This is a genomic window from Actinomycetospora soli (assembly GCF_021026295.1).
Classification (GTDB): Bacteria; Actinomycetota; Actinomycetes; order Mycobacteriales; family Pseudonocardiaceae; genus Actinomycetospora; species Actinomycetospora soli.
In genome coordinates this window covers 272,219-289,087 of the sequence record NZ_JAJNDA010000006.1, presented here as the reverse complement: position 1 = coordinate 289,087, position 16,869 = coordinate 272,219, and the positions used below count along the sequence as shown (strand labels likewise).

The 16,869-nt window shown below is 76.1% G+C and carries 14 protein-coding genes; 9 read left to right on the top strand and 5 right to left on the bottom strand.

Annotation, left to right across the window (positions count from 1 at the left end; all coding sequences use genetic code 11):
- Positions 1 to 98: 98 nt before the first annotated feature.
- Together LN037_RS12400 and LN037_RS12395 are read left to right on the top strand one after the other, a co-directional pair.
- Positions 99 to 3,233 carry an ATP-binding protein gene (locus tag LN037_RS12400; protein WP_230752795.1) on the top strand — a complete coding sequence of 1,045 codons (3,135 nt, stop codon included), beginning with the start codon at positions 99 to 101 and terminating at the stop codon, positions 3,231 to 3,233.
- 410 nt (positions 3,234 to 3,643) lie between these two features.
- Positions 3,644 to 4,441 (top strand): hypothetical protein, encoded by a 798-nt coding sequence (locus LN037_RS12395; RefSeq protein ID WP_230752792.1) that lies wholly within the window; start codon positions 3,644 to 3,646, stop codon positions 4,439 to 4,441.
- Between the two features lie 201 nt (positions 4,442 to 4,642).
- Here LN037_RS12395 and LN037_RS12390 read toward each other — a convergent pair whose 3' ends face one another.
- Positions 4,643 to 5,356, bottom strand: a complete 714-nt coding sequence (locus tag LN037_RS12390) for a hypothetical protein (protein ID WP_230752790.1) — start codon at positions 5,354 to 5,356, stop codon at positions 4,643 to 4,645.
- Between the two features lie 210 nt (positions 5,357 to 5,566).
- On the opposite strand from LN037_RS12390, the gene LN037_RS12385 reads away from it, so the two are divergent.
- From LN037_RS12385 to LN037_RS12360, 6 genes are all read left to right on the top strand, one after another.
- Positions 5,567 to 7,000: a sugar transferase gene (locus tag LN037_RS12385; protein WP_230752789.1), complete on the top strand. Its 1,434-nt coding sequence runs from the start codon at positions 5,567 to 5,569 to the stop codon at positions 6,998 to 7,000.
- 18 nt (positions 7,001 to 7,018) lie between these two features.
- Positions 7,019 to 8,635: a hypothetical protein gene (locus tag LN037_RS12380; protein WP_230752787.1), complete on the top strand. Its 1,617-nt coding sequence runs from the start codon at positions 7,019 to 7,021 to the stop codon at positions 8,633 to 8,635.
- A 44-nt stretch (positions 8,636 to 8,679) separates the two neighbouring features.
- A complete protein-coding gene (locus tag LN037_RS12375) occupies positions 8,680 to 9,255 on the top strand; it encodes a hypothetical protein (protein WP_230752785.1) in 576 nt (191 codons plus the stop codon).
- A gap of 10 nt (positions 9,256 to 9,265) precedes the next feature.
- Positions 9,266 to 10,093, top strand: coding sequence for a CBS domain-containing protein (locus tag LN037_RS12370; protein ID WP_230752784.1), 828 nt, complete (start codon positions 9,266 to 9,268; stop codon positions 10,091 to 10,093).
- Positions 10,094 to 10,307: 214 nt separating this feature from the next.
- Positions 10,308 to 11,033, top strand: a complete 726-nt coding sequence (locus tag LN037_RS12365) for a hypothetical protein (RefSeq protein ID WP_230752782.1) — start codon at positions 10,308 to 10,310, stop codon at positions 11,031 to 11,033.
- A 90-nt stretch (positions 11,034 to 11,123) separates the two neighbouring features.
- Entirely contained in the window at positions 11,124 to 11,723 is a 600-nt protein-coding gene (locus tag LN037_RS12360) for an Rv1733c family protein (protein WP_230752779.1), read from the top strand.
- On the opposite strand, the gene LN037_RS12355 is transcribed toward LN037_RS12360, so the two are convergent.
- The 4 genes from LN037_RS12355 to LN037_RS12340 form a co-directional block, all read right to left on the bottom strand.
- The gene (locus LN037_RS12355) at positions 11,720 to 13,798 is read right to left on the bottom strand and encodes a xanthine dehydrogenase family protein molybdopterin-binding subunit (protein ID WP_230752778.1); all 2,079 of its coding nucleotides are present in this window, start codon (positions 13,796 to 13,798) and stop codon (positions 11,720 to 11,722) included. The two genes, LN037_RS12360 and LN037_RS12355, sit on opposite strands and share 4 nt — an antisense overlap.
- Positions 13,795 to 14,799: an FAD binding domain-containing protein gene (locus LN037_RS12350; RefSeq protein WP_230752776.1), complete on the bottom strand. Its 1,005-nt coding sequence runs from the start codon at positions 14,797 to 14,799 to the stop codon at positions 13,795 to 13,797. Before LN037_RS12350 ends, LN037_RS12355 begins: the two co-directional genes overlap by 4 nt.
- Positions 14,796 to 15,308, bottom strand: coding sequence for a 2Fe-2S iron-sulfur cluster-binding protein (locus tag LN037_RS12345; RefSeq protein WP_230752774.1), 513 nt, complete (start codon positions 15,306 to 15,308; stop codon positions 14,796 to 14,798). Before LN037_RS12345 ends, LN037_RS12350 begins: the two co-directional genes overlap by 4 nt.
- Positions 15,309 to 15,490: 182 nt before the next feature.
- The gene (locus LN037_RS12340; protein WP_230752773.1) at positions 15,491 to 16,096 is read right to left on the bottom strand and encodes a DUF4190 domain-containing protein; all 606 of its coding nucleotides are present in this window, start codon (positions 16,094 to 16,096) and stop codon (positions 15,491 to 15,493) included.
- Between the two features lie 200 nt (positions 16,097 to 16,296).
- On the opposite strand from LN037_RS12340, the gene LN037_RS12335 reads away from it, so the two are divergent.
- Positions 16,297 to 16,785, top strand: coding sequence for a thermonuclease family protein (locus LN037_RS12335; protein ID WP_230752772.1), 489 nt, complete (start codon positions 16,297 to 16,299; stop codon positions 16,783 to 16,785).
- Positions 16,786 to 16,869 lie beyond the last annotated feature (84 nt).

Here is a 16,869-nt window from a genome sequence, read left to right as displayed (position 1 = left end):
CAGGAGTATGTCGCCTGCCCGGATGTGGTCTACTCCGATGACCGTCTCGGACGTATGGTCGGCGTAAGAGGTCACTGGCGGTCACTCCTGGGGGAGCGTTGACGGAGATCCGTCTGCTGGGCGAGGTGGCGGTGGAGGGCGCGCCGCCGGTGCGGAGCCCCGTGCTGCGGTCGCTGCTGGCCCAGCTCGCGTGCGACCCGGGACGGCCCGTCGCGACGACGACGCTCATCGACGAGCTCTACGACGACGCGCTGCCGCAGAACCCCTCGGCGGCCCTGCAGGTCCAGATCACGCGGCTGCGGAAGTGGGTGGCCCCCGCGGCCGTCACGAGCACCCGTGGCGGGTACGTGCTCGAGGTCGGACGCGCGGACGTCGACCTCACGCGCTTCGTCGACGCCGCGCCGAGCCGTGCGGCCGTGGCCCTCGCCGCCTACGGCGGTGAACCCTTCCCGGGCTGCCGGCTCGGGCGGCGGCTCGACGCCGAGCGCCGGCGGGTGCTGCGATGTCGCGACGACGCCGTCGAGTCGCACGCCCGCGCGCTGCTCGCGGCGGGGTCCGCGCGGGAGGTCGTGGCGCTGACCGCGGAGGTGCTCGACGCCGACCCGACGCACGAGGGGATCGTCGCCGTCGCCGCGCTCGCCCTGCACGCCGAGGGACGCACCGGCGAGGCCCTGCGCCTGCTGGCCGACACCCGTCGTCGGGTGCGCGTCGAGCACGGCGTCGATCCCGGCGAGGTCCTGCGGGAGGCCGAGCGGGCCGTCCTGGACACCGAGCAGCGGCGTCGTCGCGACGTCGTCGGCCGCTCCGCCCCGCTCGCCACCCTCCGCGAGGCGCTCGACGACACGCGGGCCGGCCGGATCGTGGTCGTCGCCGGCGAGGCGGGCATCGGGAAGTCGACGCTGCTGCGCGCCGCCGCCGAGGAGGCCGAGCGGCGCGGCGCCACCGTCGGCCGCGGGCTCTGGGAGCACGACCAGGCGCCGTTCGCCGCGTGGGTGCAGGCGCTGCACGCGGTCGGCGTCGCCCCGCCGTCGCTGCGCGACCCGACCCCGGGCCGGACGTTGCGTCGCCGCCTGGCGGCCGCCTCGGCGGACGGGCTGGTGCTCGTCGTGCTCGACGACGCCCACCGGGCCGACCCCGCGTCGCTGCACGTCCTGCGCGGGCTGGGCGGGGCGGGCCTGCCCTCCGGCGTGGTCGTGCTCGTCGCGGCCCGCGAGCCGGACACCACCGCGCACCCCGCCTGGAGCGACACCGCGGCCGACCTCGCCCTGCTCGACGGCGTGCTCCGCCTCCCGCTCGGCGAGCTCGACGAGGCCGCCACGCGCGCGATGGTCGAGGACTCGGTGGGCGGGGGAGCGACCGGGGAGCGACTCGTCGCCACCCTCTGGGCGCGGACCGCCGGACACCCGCTGCACCTCTCGGCCCTGCTGGCCGAGCTGCGCGACCTTCCCGACGACGAGGCGCGCGAGGCCGCGACCCGCCGGGTCCCCGCCCGGTTGCGGCCCCTGCTCACCCACCAGCTCGGGGGTCTGCCCGAACGCTGCCGGGTGGCGCTGGAGGCCATGGCCGTCCTCGGCCCGTCGCCGCTGAGCGAGCTCGCCGACGCCGTCGGCACCGACGAGCGCACCCTCGCGCGGGACCTCCGACCCGCCGTCGGGATGACCCTCGTGGAGCCCACCTCCGACGGGTTCGCCTTCCGCCACGACCTCACCGCGGCGGCCGTCCTGGACACGGTGCCCGCCGTCGAGCGCGCCCAGCTGCACCGCGCGCGCCTCGCCGGGCTGGGCACGGACGCCGAGCCCTTCACCGTCCTGCGGCACACCGTGGGGGCCGCGGCGCTGCTGCCCGCGGCGGACGTCGCCGACGCCCACCTGCCGGCCGCGCTCGCCGCCTACCGGGACGGTGCGCTGTCGAGCGCCCTGCAGCTGCTCGACACCGCCGCGCCCGCGACGTCGCGGCCCGCCCACGCGCGCCTGCTCCGCGGCCTGGTGCTCGAGGGACTGGGCCGGGTCGACGAGGCGGCGGACGACTTCGACGCGGTCGTCGCCGACCCGGACGCCGACGTGGGCGACGCCGTCGCGGCCGCCCTGGGCGACGACGCGCAGGGGCCGTCGATCGCAGGCCGGCCGCGTCGGCTCGACCGGCTCCGGCGCGTGCACGCGCTGCCGCTGACCGACGTGCAGCGGGTCCGGGTGCTGCGCGGGCTCGTCGTCGAGGAGCAGCAGCTCGACATCGAGAGCAGCGCCTCGCTCCTGGACGAGCTGCTCGCCCTGGGCGGCGCCGCCGACGAGCCGGTCCTCGCGGCCGAGGTGGCGGTGACGGAGGCCTACCTGCAGCTCGGCGTCTCCGTGCCTGCGGCCGAGCGGGTGGTCACCGCCCGGCGCGCGGCCCGGCTCGCCCGCGCGGCCGACCGGGCCGCGCTGCGCTTCGAGGCCGACGAGCTGCTGGTCGCGGCCCTCGTCGGCAGCGGCGACCTCGGCGAGGCGCTGGACCTGCACGCCGTGCTCGCGCCCGAGGCCGAACGCCGGCACCGCCCCCGCACGATGTGGGCGGTGCGGCTCGTCGAGGCGTCGGCGATGCTGGCCGAGGGAAAGATCGACGCGGCCGACCAGGCGGCGCAGGAGGCGTTCCAGCGCGGTCTCGAGCTCGGCATCGCCGACGCCCTCGGCGCCTTCGGGGCCCACCTCGTCATCCGCCACCTGCTCACCGGCAGCCTGCCGGTCCTCGGCGGTCTGCCCGCCCGCACCGCCGCCGACTACCCGAACGTGCCCGCGTGGGCGGCGTGCGCGGCCGTCGACGCGGTGCAGGGCGGCGACCCTCCGACGGCCGCCGCCCACCTCGTCGAGTTCCACCGGCGCCGCGAGGGGCGCGAGTCGGGCCTCTTCGACCGCGTCGGCCTCTGCCTCGCCGCGTGCGCCGCCTTCGCGCTCGACGACCGCTCGACCGCCGACCTCGTGCTCAAGGCCCTGCCCGAGGACCCGGGCGCCACCGTGGTGGTGGGGATCGGTGCGGCGTTCCTCGGCCCGGTCGACCTCTACCGCGGCCTGGCGCTCGCCGCCCGCGGCGACCCCGAGACCGCCCACCGGCACTTCCGCGGCGCCGCCGACACGGCCCGCGCGCTGGGCTGGACGCCCTGGGCGCAGGCGGCGGAGGGCTTCGCGGAGGAGACGGCCCCGGGGCGGCCCTCCGACACCCCGGGACCCCCGCTTCCCCTGGGACTCCGCCGGGCGCTCTGAGAGCGTCCCGTCCCGACCGGCGTCCACCGGTCACATGGAAGCCCGTCCGCCTTTCCAGAACCTTTCCTCGACGGTCCGCCCGTTCCCGACGGCGGGTGCGGCGGCCGGCGTGGGCGGGTGCCGGAATCGAGCGCGGCATTCGCGCATGAGTCCGACGACCTTCGGGTACTTGTGACGGCCTGCCTGCCGGTGACAGATCGTCAGAACCCGGATAACGCGGTGTCGGACCCGTTCGTGCTGCTCAGAGCCGGTCCTGCGCGATTTCTGCATTTCCCCGCGATTACTCCGTCACCCGTCCGTGATCGCCTCGTTATCCGTATTCAGCGACGGTCGGTGACCGCCGCTTCCCGGTTCGGGGGACACCGGGTCCTCCTGCCGTGCGATGTCCACGGACGATCGAGGAGGACCTCATGGGTGCACACAGCGCTCCCCGCCGTCGTGACGGCCGGCTCGCCACCATCGCCGGACGCGGCGCCTTCGCCGCCGTCGCGGCGGTCACGGTCGCCGGTGGCGGCAGCGGTGTCGCGCTCGCCGGCGAGATGCCGGCCGAGCACGTCACGTCGACGCACGACCAGAAGCAGGACCACGGGCACGACGGCCACGAGTGCGGCTGCGGCCACGGGCACGGTGGCAAGCACGAGCACGGTGGCAAGCACGAGGGCCACAGCAAGCACGAGCACGGTGGTAAGCACGAGCACGGTGGCAAGCACGAGCACCCGAAGGCCGAGGAGCCCGACACGGGCGCGCCGGGTCTGCCGCTCCCCGACCTGGGCGAGATGCTGCCGGGGACCGAGACGCCGGAGGCCGAGACGCCGGAGGCCGAGTCGCCCGAGGTCGAGTCGCCGGAGGTCGAGTCGCCGGAGGTCGAGTCGCCGGAGGCCGAGTCGCCGGAGGCCGAGTCGCCGGAGGCCGAGACGCCGGAGGCCGAGACGCCGGAGGTCGAGACGCCGGAGGCCGAGACGCCGGAGGTCGAGGCGCCGGAGACCACGCCCATCACCCCGCCCACCGGTGAGGCCGAGGAGGGGTCGGGCCCGGAGGAGAACGACGCTCCCGAGGACAACGAGGCTCCCGAGACCATCCCGATGCTCGACGGCGACGAGCCGACCACGGGCGAGGGCGGTCAGACGTCCGAGGACGCGTCGGAAGAGGCATCGATGGAGCAGGCCGACGGCCCGACGCCGGACGTGATCGCCGACAGCATCTTCTGAGCCCGGCGGGCCGGCGCGAGGGGGACGGCCCGCCGATGGAGCCGGACTCGTGCGGCACCGGGCATGTCCCGTGTCGCACGAGTCCGGTGCCCGCACAGCACAGCACGGTCCGTCGACGGGACGGCCGCGTCGAGAGTCAGTGGCACCGGGCGCCCCAGAGGTCGCTCCGTGCCACTGACATCTGGTCGGCCGCGCGGGCGCTCACCCGATCCGCTGCCACGTCCCGGGGGTCGTCTCGGTCCACACCGACGCGGACGTGTCGGTGACGGCGTCCGGCACCGGGGTGGACAGCACGGTGCCGCGCGCCTGTTCCTCCGGGCCGAGCGTCGTGATCCCGCCCGAGCCCGACGTCCGGGCCTCCAGCACGCAGGCGCCCGCCGGCAGGCCGGGGTAGGACGCCGATCCCGAGCCGAGCGGCGACACCGCGGGACGGTTCGCGCACAGCACCGCCGACGGCCCCGTCGTCACCGACTCCGGCAGCGACGCCAGCGCGACGCGCACCCGCAGCGACGCCAGCGGGTTCGGCGCCGGCGCGCCGGAGGTGTTCCGGACGATCAACGGTGCCAGCAGCAGGTGCGAGCCCGCCGTCGAGCCGCGGGCACTCGCCGCGAACGGGCCGACCCCGAGCGCGAAGGAGTACCCGCCGAGCTGCACCGGGGTCCCCGGCGCGACACCTTCGCTCGCGAGCACCGGCGGCGGGGGACCGCCGACCGCGGCCGCGCCCGAGCCGGCGTCCGAGTCGGACAGGAACGTCAGCGCCAGCACCACGACCAGCACGGCCCCGAACACGCCCAGCACCACGAGCACCGGCACCCGGCCCCGCCCGCCCCAGGCGGTGCGGTCGCCCGGCCAGTACCCCGACCCGGCGTCGTGCCGGTCGGACTCCGGGAGCTCACCGAACGGCGATCGCGCCACGCGTACCCCTTCCCGACGACGGGTCCGACCCCACAGCCTGCCACTCGCCTCCTCGTCGGACCCCTCCCGCGCCATGGCGACCTGCAGTGACTGAGAGCGATTCGCACTCTCGCGTCATGACCCGTTCGGATGTACGTCGACTCCGCAGAACGGAGCAGTTGTGGGAGGTCGCTACGGGGCGCGACCGCGACCGAGGGGAAGACGTCGCGGATGGGGATCGACGTGGGGACGCACCCGGCGGAGTGCGTGGCGCCGCCGACGCGGGAGGCCCGGGCCTGGCGGGGACGGCTGCGTCGGGCGGTCGTCGCGACCGACGTGACGCTGGTGCTGGCCGTGACGGCGGTGGTCGCGGTCGTCGGGGTCACCTGGCGGCAGTGGGACCCCGCGGGCACCGCGCTCGGGGCGCTCGCCGCCGTCGTCACCGCGGGCGTCCTCATGGCCGCCCTGCACTGCTGGGACCCGCAGGTGCTCGGGCAGGGGTCCGAGGAGTTCAACCGGCTCGCCCGGGCCTTCGTGCGCGCGACCCTGCTTCTCGCCCTCGTCGGGTTCGTGGTCAAGGCCGACGGGCTGCGGCCGTGGGTGGTGGGCGTCCTGCCCGCGGTCGGGGTGGCCGTGCTGGTCGGGCGCTGGCTCGTCCGGCGGGTCCTGCACCGTGCCCGGCGGGAGGGCGCCTGCATGGCCCGCGTGCTCGTCATCGGGACCCCCGAGGCCGTGGCGGACCTGGTCGCGCGGACCGAGCGGGTGCCGTGGCACGGCTGGCGCGTGGTCGCGGCGTGCACGCCGGCGGGGGAGGGGCCCGCGGCGGCGCCGGTCGTCGGGGACCTCGACGACGTCGCCCGCCACGCGGCGGCGCAGGACGTGGACGTCGTCGCGGTCGCGCCCGCCCCCGGCTGGAGCCCGAAGCGGCTGCACCGGCTGGCGTGGGACCTCGAGGGCACCGGGGTGGACCTCGTCGTCGACCCCGGCCTCATGGAGATCGGCGGGCCGCGCCTGCACGTGGCCCCGGTCGACGGGCTGCCGATGCTGCGCCTGACCGAGCCGCGGTTCTCCGGCACCACCCGCGGGATCAAGGCGGTCGTCGACCGGGTCGGGGCGGCGCTGCTGCTGCTGGTCCTCGCGCCGGTCCTGCTCGCGATCGCGGTGGCCGTCCGTCGCGACGGCGGGCCGGTGTTCTACCGGCAGGAGCGCGTGGGCGTGCACGGCCGCACGTTCCGCATGGTGAAGTTCCGGTCGATGGTCGTCGACGCCGACCGCCAGGTCGACGCGCTGCCGAACGAGGGCGCCGGGCCGCTGTTCAAGCTGCGCCGCGACCCGCGGGTCACGCCCGTCGGGGCGGTGCTGCGCCGGCTCTCGCTCGACGAGCTGCCGCAGCTGTTCAACGTGCTGGGCGGCTCGATGTCGCTGGTGGGGCCGCGGCCGCCGCTGGCCCGTGAGGTCGAGCGCTACGCCGACGACGCGCGCCGCAAGCTGCTGGTGCGCCCGGGCATGACGGGGCTGTGGCAGGTCAGCGGGCGCAGCGACCTGAGCTGGGAGGAGTCGGTGCGCCTCGATCTGCGGTACGTCGAGAACTGGTCACCGGCCCTGGATGCCACGATCCTGTGGAAGACCGTCGGCGCGGTCCTGGGATCGCGGGGCGCCTACTAGGCCGACCAGGGGAGGGGCATGGGCACGCTCTACCGCGCGATCTGGGCCTCCGACGACCCGGCCGCCGTGGAGCTGGCCGACGACGCCTTCACCCGGTGGGCCGAGCGGGCCGCCGAACGCGACCACCGCCCGCTCACCCCGCCGGGGCCCCGCACCCGCACGAGCAAGCAGGACCGCTACACGCTGCGCCGCGACGTCCACCGCGACCCGACCGACACCAAGATCACCGCGATCGTCCGGGCCGTGTTCATCGCGAACCGGCGCGACGGCATCCGCTGGACGACCACGCTGCGCACGTGGTCGGGCGGCACCGCCGAGCACGAGGGCGCGCGGGCGTGGGTGTGGGTCGACGTCGACGCGTCCAGCCACCACCCCAACGAGCCGATCGTCCCGCGCCCGCCGATCTTCGTCGGGGAGCTGCTCACCGCCACCAAGGCCACCCGGCAGGGGGTCCCGCTGCGGGCGACCCCGATGCGCTTCCGGGGCGTCGACGGCGCCGAGGAGCTCGCCGACCTCGTGACGCTCGCCGACCGCGACGTCCCCGTCGTCGTCCTCGCCGACCTCGGCGACGACGTGGGGGTCGACGACGGGCGCGTGCTCGACGCGGTCGTCCGCCGCACGGTGCGCGACGTCGCGGGCCTCGCCCCCGTCGCGGTCGTCGATCCCGACGGCGGATCGGCGCTGGCCGCCGCGCTCGGCGAGCCCACCCCGATCGGGCCCGGCGGCCTGCGCGTCTACCTGCCGGGGTTCGACCCGGCGTCCGGGGACGACGACGGCACCGCCGAGGGCTGCCTCGACGTCCGCGCCGACCGGTTCTGGACGAAGCCGGGCCTGGCCGGGCGGATCGTCGCGGGCGTCGTCGCCCCCCTCTCCACCGGCCGGCGCCCACCGGACTCCTACGACCGGGCCCGCGCCCCCCACGACGCCCAGGCCCCCGCGGAGGTGGGCGCGACGCTGGAGAAGGCGACCGCCCGGATCGCCGACCTCGAGCAGGAACTCGCGTCCGAGCGCTCGGCGGCGGAGGGCGTGCTGGAGGAGTACGGCGACCTGGAGCACGAGGTCGCGAGCCTGCGCGACCAGCTGCGCTCGCTCTCCGGGGAGCTGGCCCGCCTGCGCGGCGAGCGCGCCGAGGCCGGGCTCGAGGACCTCGACGTCGCCCCCGTGCACGCCCGCGACTGCACCGACGCGGCCGCCCTCGCCCGCAAGCACCTCGGCGGGTACCTCGTGTTCCCGACGAGCGCCGGGGTCGACCTCGAGCTGCTCGACCGGCAGTCCGCGGGGGCCGCCTGGGGCGAGCAGGCGTGGCGGGCGCTGCGCGCGCTGGCCTGGTACTCGCGGGCCCGCTCCCGCGACGGCGTCGAGGCCGACTTCTTCCAGTGGTGCTGGAACTCCGGGCACCCGATGGCCTGGCCCGCGAGCCCCCGCAAGCTCGCGATGCGGGAGTCGAAGTCGGTGATGGACCGCTGGCCCGACACCCGCACCTTCGACGTCGACGGCGAGCCCCGGATCGTGGAGTCGCACATCAAGATCTCGTCGGCCGGACTCGCGCCGCGCATCTACTTCACCTGGGTGGAACGCACCCGCTCGGTGCACGTCGTCTATTTCGGCAGGCACCTGCGCAATACCATGACCTAACGTCGACCCCGACACCGGCCCCTCGGGACCGACACGGAGGCGACGTGACCCAGCTCGACCGCACCACGCCCGACGTCGGGAACGTCCCGGCGCCGCGGCGCCCGCTGGAGCCCTGGACCCCGACGCCCCCGAGCGGCATCCGCTGGCTCGACGCGGAGCCGCCGGCCCCGCCCGCGCCGCCGCGGCCGTCCCGACGGCGGGTCGCGTGGCTCGTCCTGGCGGTCGTCGCGCTGCTGGGCGTCCTCGGCGCCGCCGCGGTGCTGACGACCGGGCCGCGGACGATGACGGTGCAGGGGATCGTGGTCGTCGCGGTCTCCGGGGCGACCCTGCCGGGAGCTCCCTGCACGGCGCAGCCGGTGTCGGGGTGGTCCGTGTCGATCTTCGGTGCGGACGGGACGGTGGTGGGCTCCGCGACCGTGCCGCGCACCGGCTACGCCGTCGACCGGTGGGCGACGAGCAGCCCCTTCGCCGACGCGTGCCGGTTCGACGTGCTGTTCACCGACGTCCGGGCGGGTGACCCGACCTACCGCGTCGGCGTGGGCCGCAGCATCGCCGACTCGCAGCCGTTCTCCGGCGACGAGCTCGAGCGGACGGGTGCGACGATCACCTACGGCCGGTAGAACTGCCGGGGTGCGCGCGAGTGCGGTGATGACCCGGGGCGTCGTCACGGTGGCGCCCGGCACCCCGCTGGAGGACGCCCGCGCCCTGCTGACCAACAACCGCTTCTCGGCGCTGCCGGTGACCGACGGCGGCGGGCGGCTGGTGGGGATCGTGACCACGCTCGACCTGCTGCGCGCGGAGGTGGACGGCCGCGCCGGGGCCCGGGTCGTCGAGTTCATGACCCGCAACCCGATGACGGTCACCCCCGACACGCTCGTCGGGATCGTCGCCCACCGCATGCGGCGCTACGGCGAGGTGCGGGCGATGCCGGTGGTCGAGCGGGGGCTGCTGGTCGGGATCGTGACCCGCGGCGACCTGCTGCGCACCCCCGAGCGTCGCTCCCTGCTCGACCGGCTGCTCGGCACCCCCGACGTCGACCTCGACGTGCCCCCGCCCGACCGTCCGCGCGTGGGGACGACCGCGGGCGAGGTGATGACGCCGATCGACCGCTGCTGGGTCGCGGACGGGTCGACCCCGGTCGGCGAGGCCGCGGCGTGGCTCTCCGCGCAGCGGCTCTCGACGCTGCCCGTCCTCGACGCCGACGACCGCCTGCTCGGGGTCGTCAGCGAGGCCGACCTCCTGCCCGACCGGCTCTCCGGCCGCGGCCCCGCGCCCCGCACGTGCGGCGAGGCGATGACGACGAGCCCCACGGCGGTGCGCCACGACGTGCCGCTGACCAAGGTCGCGAAGGCGATGGTGCGCCGCCGGTACCGGTCGCTCCCGGTGCTCGGCGACGACGACCGGGTGGTCGGCATGGTCAGCCGGGGCGACCTGCTCCGCGCGGAGGCGCCGGGCTGAGAGCGGGGACGCCAGGCTGAGAGCGGGCGCGCCGACGTCAGCGGTGGCACACGGCTGACGTCCGACGTGCGCAGGTCGCCACGCCGGTTCCCGACGACGGGTCGTCCCCGGCCGGGGTCCTCGACCGTGCGCCCAGGCGGGCGGCATACTCCGCCGCACGATCGGCCGGGGTGGGCCGACGGTCGGGACGGCACGGGACCGGAAGGGGGCGCCGGTGGTCGAGCAGCGCGAGGACACGCCGCCGGCGGGCGAGCCCATGACCGTCCGCATGCCACCGACCGGCCCCACGCCGACCGTCATGTCGACGCCCGGCGACCGGACCGCCGGCCCCACACCCACGTCACCCGAGCCCACGCCGGTGGGCGCCCCGCCCACCGGACCCGCACCCGCCGTCCGGAAGGGCCCGCGGTGGCCCGTCCTGGCGCTCGCGGCGCTGCTGCTGCTCGCGGCCGGGGCGGCGGGCGGATGGCTGGCGCGCGGGGCCACCGACACGGCGGCCGCGGCCACCGCGCCCGCGCCGGTCGTGACCGCGACGACCGCCCCGACCACCACCGTCCCGCCCCTGCCGGTCGCCGGGCCGCCGATCGTGCCCGCGACGAGCGCCGCCGCCGGGGACGGCCCGGAGCTCGGCCGCAGCGAGGGCGACCGCCGGGGCTACGGCGCGGTGCGGCCCGCGGAGATCGACGGCGGCGACGACCGCGGCCTCGTCACCGGGATCACCTGGGAGGACTGGGGCGAGGACCGGGCGACCGGCCGCGGCACCGCTCTGTACCGGCCCGGCGACGAGCCCGACGCGCGCGGGGTCCAGGACCGCGTCACCGTCGTCGCGTTCGACCTCGGCGACTGTGACGGCGACGAGGCCTACCGCCGCGTGACGTGGTACTTCCCGCAGCACGGCGAGGACGTCGAGGAGTCGGAGGCGCAGGACATCTGCGACTGAGCGTGACGATCCCGGCCCGGACGGCGGCCGATCGTCTGCGTTCCGTCACATCGCGGACTGGCCGCCGCGTGCCCCGGGAATCCAGCGCGCATGGGGACGCTGCGTGCCGTCGACCGGATCCGGACGGCGCTGCTCCCGCGGCGCAGTGCGCTGCGGCGGAGGTCGGACCGGATCGAGACGGCGGCGCTGCGGTTCGCGGTCGTCGTGCTGCTCCTCGCGCTCCCGTGCGCGATCGTGCTCGGCCAGCGCGGCGCGCAGGACGCGCAGGAGGCGGCCGACGCCACGCGCGCGACCGCCCATCCCGTGGAGGCGACCGTGCTCGCGGCGCCCGCCGCCAGCAGCCCCGCGGTCGGCTACACCGGTGGGCTCTCCGACGTCGACGTCGCCTGGGTCGAGCCCGACCTGACCCGGCACACCGCCTCCGTCCCCGCCGCGCCGTCGTTGGAGACCGGCGAGACGATGCGGCTGTGGATCGGCCCGGGCGACCGGCCCGTGGTGCCGCCCGCCAGCGCCTCCGACGCGGCCGTCGAGGGTGTCGTCGACGCGGTCGGGGCGCTGGTCGGGGTGGCACTCGTGCTGGGCTCGGTCCTGCTCGCCCTCCGGTTCGCGCTGGACCGCGGCCGGATGCGGGACTGGGACGCGGACTGGTGGACCTTCGTCCACCGCCGCGACCGGGGCACCACCGGCTAGAGGAGACCCGACGTCAGGAAGTCGTCGCAGGTGATCGGCAGCGACCGCACCCGGACGCCCGTCGCGTGGTACGCGGCGTTCGCGATGGCCGCGGCCACCCCGACGATGCCGATCTCCCCGATGCCCTTCGCCCCCATCGGGTTGACGTAGGCGTCGTCCTCGTCGATCCACTCGGCCTCGACGACGCGCACGTCGGCGTTGGCGGCCACGTGGTAGCCGGCGAGGTCGTGGTTGATCACCTCGCCGAACCGCGGGTCGACCACGCTCTCCTCGTGCAGGGCCATCGACAGTCCCCACACCATGCCGCCCTGCAGCTGCGAGCGGCCGAGGGTCGGGTTGAGGATGCGCCCCACCCCGAACATCCCGAGCAGCCGCGGCACACGGATCTCGCCGGTGTCGGCGTGCACCGCGACCTCGGCGAACTGGGCGCAGTAGGCCGCCATCGCGTACTCCTCGGCCCACGGGTTGTCCGGGGTCGCGGCGTCGGCGTGGTCGCCCTCGTCGGGGGCGTCGCCGTACTTGTCGCGGAACCGGTCCGCGGCCTCGACGACCGTCGAGCCCCACGACGCGGTGCCCGCCGACCCCCCGGCGATCGACCCGACCGGCACCTGCGTCGACCCGATCTCCACCGCGATGGAGTCCACGTCGACCCCGAGCGCGTCCGCGGCGATCTGGGTCAGCACCGTGCGGGCGCCCTGCCCGATGTCGGCCGCCCCGATCGCCACGACGTACCGGCCCCCGGTGAAGGTGATCTCCGCCGTCGAGCCCGGCATCCGGAACGCCGGGAAGGTCCCGCAGCCGACCCCGACGCCGTGCCACCAGCCGTCGACCAGCCGGCGCCGCGGCGCACGGTCCCAGCTCGACCAGCCGAACCGCTCGGCCCCCGTCCGCAGGCACTCCACCAGCCCGCGCGAGGAGAACGGCAGCCCGTTCTCCGGGTGGACGTCGGGCTCGTTGCGCACGCGCAGCTCGATCGGGTCCAGGTCGAGCGCGACCGCCAGCTCGTCCACCGCGCACTCCAGCCCGAAGCTGCCCGGGGCCTCGCCGGGGGCGCGCATGTAGGTCGGGGCGTCGAGGTCGAGCGGCACCGCGCGGTGCGACGTGCGCCGGTGCGGCGCCGCGTACATCGACCGGGTCGACCCGCCGGCCGGCTCGACGAACTCCTTGTACCGCGCGGTCGCGCCGACCACGTCGTGCGCGACGACCTCCAGTCGCCCGTCCGCCGCGGCGCCCAGCGCCATGTGCTGGACGGTCGCCGGCCGGTACCCGACGGTCTCGAACATCTGCCGCCGCCCGAGCGCGAAGCGCACCGGTCGGCCCGGCACCGTCCGCGCCGCGAGCACGGTCAGCACCGTCCCGGCGTGCAGGAAGCCCTTCGTGCCGAAGCCGCCCCCGACGTGCGGGGAGCGCACGGTGACCTCGGCGTCGAACAGCGTCGCGAGCGTCTGCCGCGCGAGCTCGGCGCCCTGGCTCGCCTCCCGGACCTCGAGCCGCCCGTCGATCCACGTCGCCGTGGTCGCGTGCGGCTCCATCGGGTTGTGGTGCTCCATCGGCGTGGAGTACGAGGCCCGCACGACGACGGGTGCCGCGGCCAGGGCCGCGTCCGGGTCGCCCACGAGGGTGTCGGCCTGCTGCCCGTTGCCCAGCGCCGCGGGGGTGTAGGCCTCGGCGTCCGGGTCGAAGCCGGTCGTCGAGGGGGCCTCGTCCACGCTCACGACGACGAGCCGCGCGGCCTCCGCCGCGGCCTCCGCGTGCTCGGCGAGCACCGCAGCGACGAACTGGCCGCGGTGGTGGATCGTCGTGCCCTGCAGGACCCGGTGCTCCGGGTCGCCGGTGTCGCCGAGCCGCGGTGCGTCGCGGTGGGTCAGCACCGCGACGACCCCCGGCACGGCCTCCGCCGCGCTCGTGTCGATCGCCGTGATCTCCCCGCGGGCGACCGTGGCCTGCACCGGGTGGAGCACGAGCGTCCCCGCGGCCACGGTGTCCCCGGCGTAGGCCGCGGTGCCCGTGACCTTGTCCGGGCCCTCGATCCGCCGGACCGAGGTGCCCATGCTGCGGGCGTCCATCGTCGTCATGCCACACCTCCGGCCAGGCCTCGCAGGGTGCTGACGACCGTGCCGGTCACCAGCGGGATCTTGTACGCGTTGCCGCCGAGCGGGCTCTCGACCGGCTCGGCGGCCTCGAGCTCCGCCGCGATCGCGGCGCGGAACTCGTCGTCGGTGGCCGGGCGCCCGCGCAGGGCCGCCTCGGCCGTCGTGGCCCGCCAGGGCTTGTGGGCGACGCCGCCGAGCGCGATCCGCACGTCGACGACCGTCCCCTCCCGCACCTCCAGCGCCACGGCCGCGCTGACCAGGGCGAACGCGTACGACGCCCGGTCGCGCACCTTGCGGTAGGTCGAGTTCGCGACGGCGGGCGTCGGGGCCGGGAGGTCGACCGCGGTGACCAGGTCGCCGTGGGCGAGCACCGTGTCGCGCGTCGGGTCGTCCCCGGGGAGGCGGTGGAACGCGGCGATCGGGATCGTCCGTGCCCCGTCCGCACCGAGTACCTGCACCTGCGCGTCGAGCGCCACGAGGGCGACGGCGAGGTCCGACGGGTGCGTGGCGATGCAGTGCTCCGAGGCGCCCAGGATGGCGTGGTAGCGCGCCCAGCCCCCGCGCGCCGAGCAGCCCTGGGAGAGGTCGCGCTTGGTGCACGGCGTCGTCGGGTCGGCGAAGTACGCGCAGCGGGTGCGCTGGAGCAGGTTCCCGCCGGTCGAGGCCATGTTGCGCAGCTGGCCGGAGGCGCCGGCGAGGATCGCCGCGGCGACCGCCGGGTAGCGCTCCCGCACCCGCGGGTCGGCCGCGAGGTCGGAGTTCGGCACCCCCGCGCCGATCCGCAGTCCGCCGTCGTCGAGCTCGGTGATCTCCGTGCTCGTGATGCCGGTGACGTCGACCAGCTGCGTGGGCTCGACGACGCCGAGCTTGAGGTGGTCGAGCAGGTTCGTCCCGCCGGCGAGGAAGCGGGCGTCGGGGTCGGCGGCGAGCGTGGCGACCGCGTCGGCCGCGGCGTCCGGCCGCGCGTAGGTGAAGGGCCTCATCGGTGCGCCGCCTCCTCGACCGCGGAGACGATGTTCACGTAGGCGGCGCACCGGCAGAGGTTGCCGCTCATGCGCTCGGCGATCTCGGAGCGGTCGAGGGTCACGTCGGCGGCCAGGTCGGCGGTGACCGCGCTCGGCATGCCGCGGCGCGCCTCGTCGATGGCCCCGACCGCCGAGCAGATCTGGCCCGGCGTGCAGTAGCCGCACTGGTAGGCGTCGTTCGCGAGGAACGCCTCGGTGACGGGGTGCAGCTCGCCGTCGGTGGCGAGCCCGTCGGCCGTGACGACGTGGGCGCCGTCCTTCGCGACGGCGAGGGTCAGGCACGACAGCACCCGACGACCGTCGAGCAGCACGGTGCACGCGCCGCACTGGCCGTGGTCGCAGCCCTTCTTCGTCGTCGTGATGCCGAGCCGCTCGCGCAGCGCGTCGAGCAGGGTGGTGCGGGGGTCGACGTCGAGGTCGTGCCGCTCGCCGTCGACCGTGATGGACATGGGGATGGTGGTGGTCATACCCGCCTCTGGTTCACGGGACCGATCCGGTCCGTGACCCACCGTGGCACGTCCCGGTCGTCCGAGCCTGGGCGTGGCGGTCCCAGGCTCGGCGGGAACAGGGTCGACCCCCGCGACGGTGTGGCGATCCCGGCGTCCGGTGACAGCGGTGACGCATTGCTGTCATCTGGGGGCGGCGCCGCTCACTGCTCCCGCGCGATGTCGATCGTCGCCTCCGACCCGTCGACCGCGGTGACCGTCGCCCGGAACCGGGCGGCCTGGCCGTCGAGGGCGCCGTCGCAGGTCGAGCTCGCCTCGACCTGGGCCGGGAGGTAGCCGGGGCAGATGACGTCGGTGGCCCCGGAGCGGGCGCCCACCTCCGCGGCGAGGGCGTCCGCGGGCAGTTCGGGGCCGTAGTCGCCGTCGGCGATCCCGACGGTGCCCGGACCGACCGGCCCCGTGACGGCGGGCGCGGAGACGGCGGGGGACCCGGGCACGGTCGGCGTCGGGACGGAGCGCAGGAGCTGCCCGGCGAGGACGGTGACGTACACGGTCGCCGCGATGCCGAGCAGCAGGAACACCACCGACAGCACCAGACCCGTCGTCGCGAGCCCGCGTCCGGCCTGACCGGTGCGTGCCGTCTGCCGGCGCCCGACGACGCCGAACACGACGCCCAGTGGCGAGAACACGAAGGCGAACACGATCGCGAGGATCGCCATGGTGTTCGTGCCGGCCGGGCGGGGCGGCGGGACGGGCGGGCCGAAGCCCCCGGGCTGCGGCGCGGCGTAGGGGTACTGCTGCTGGCTCATCACGGTGTCCTCACGCGAGGAGGGTCGGGTGACGCGGGACGCTAGTGCCGGCCTGATCACCGCGGGGCCCTCGACGACGCGGTGCCGTAGTGCCGTGGTCGGAATGCAGTAGTCACCCGATCGGTCCACCCGCTGGTAACACCGGGGCAACGCGCGCCGACATCCGCGACATCGGAGGACGACGTCGGGGAGAGGGCACGGTGCGCACGGCGGAGAAGGTGTGGTCGGGGATCGGCGTGGCGCTGGTCGGCCTCGTCGGGATCGGCGCGATGAGCCCGACGTCGAGCGCGACGACCGTGTCGCTGTCGAGCAGCTCCACCGAGGCACCCGCCCGCAGCACCGTCACCGTGACCGACGTGCTCGACGGCGACACCGTCCGCGCCGGGGACCAGGTGATCCACGTCCTCGGGATCGACTCCTGCGACCCGTCGACGCCGGGCGGGGCGGAGGCGAAGCAGATGGCGGAGTCGCTGCTCGGCGGCCGCGAGATCACGCTGCGCGCGGAGCCCGGCATCGACCGCGACGCGTCCGGGCGGCTGCTGCGTCACGTCGACCTGGCCTTCGGCTACGACTACGGGCACTTCATGGTCACGTACGCGCACACCGGCGCCGACGCCTCGAACGGCGGCAACCGAGGCTACGTCGCGAGCCTGCGCGAGGACGACCGCAACGGCCGGTCCTGCGGCTGAGGCCGCCGGGGGAGATCGGCGTCGTGGATCGTCCCATGCGAGAGTCGGACCGACCCTGGAAAGCGGTCGCGCCCCGTGACAGGC

Excerpts from the sequence above, each read along its gene's own strand:
- LN037_RS12360 (WP_230752779.1), top strand. The coding sequence starts at position 11,124 with ATGGGGACGCTGCGTGCCGTCGACCGGATCCGGACGGCGCTGCTCCCG.
- LN037_RS12345 (WP_230752774.1), bottom strand. The coding sequence starts at position 15,308 with ATGACCACCACCATCCCCATGTCCATCACGGTCGACGGCGAGCGGCAC.
- LN037_RS12395 (WP_230752792.1), top strand. The coding sequence starts at position 3,644 with ATGGGTGCACACAGCGCTCCCCGCCGTCGTGACGGCCGGCTCGCCACC.
- LN037_RS12380 (WP_230752787.1), top strand. The coding sequence starts at position 7,019 with ATGGGCACGCTCTACCGCGCGATCTGGGCCTCCGACGACCCGGCCGCC.
- LN037_RS12340 (WP_230752773.1), bottom strand. The coding sequence starts at position 16,096 with ATGAGCCAGCAGCAGTACCCCTACGCCGCGCCGCAGCCCGGGGGCTTC.
- LN037_RS12385 (WP_230752789.1), top strand. The coding sequence starts at position 5,567 with ATGGGGATCGACGTGGGGACGCACCCGGCGGAGTGCGTGGCGCCGCCG.
- LN037_RS12350 (WP_230752776.1), bottom strand. The coding sequence starts at position 14,799 with ATGAGGCCCTTCACCTACGCGCGGCCGGACGCCGCGGCCGACGCGGTC.
- LN037_RS12355 (WP_230752778.1), bottom strand. The coding sequence starts at position 13,798 with ATGACGACGATGGACGCCCGCAGCATGGGCACCTCGGTCCGGCGGATC.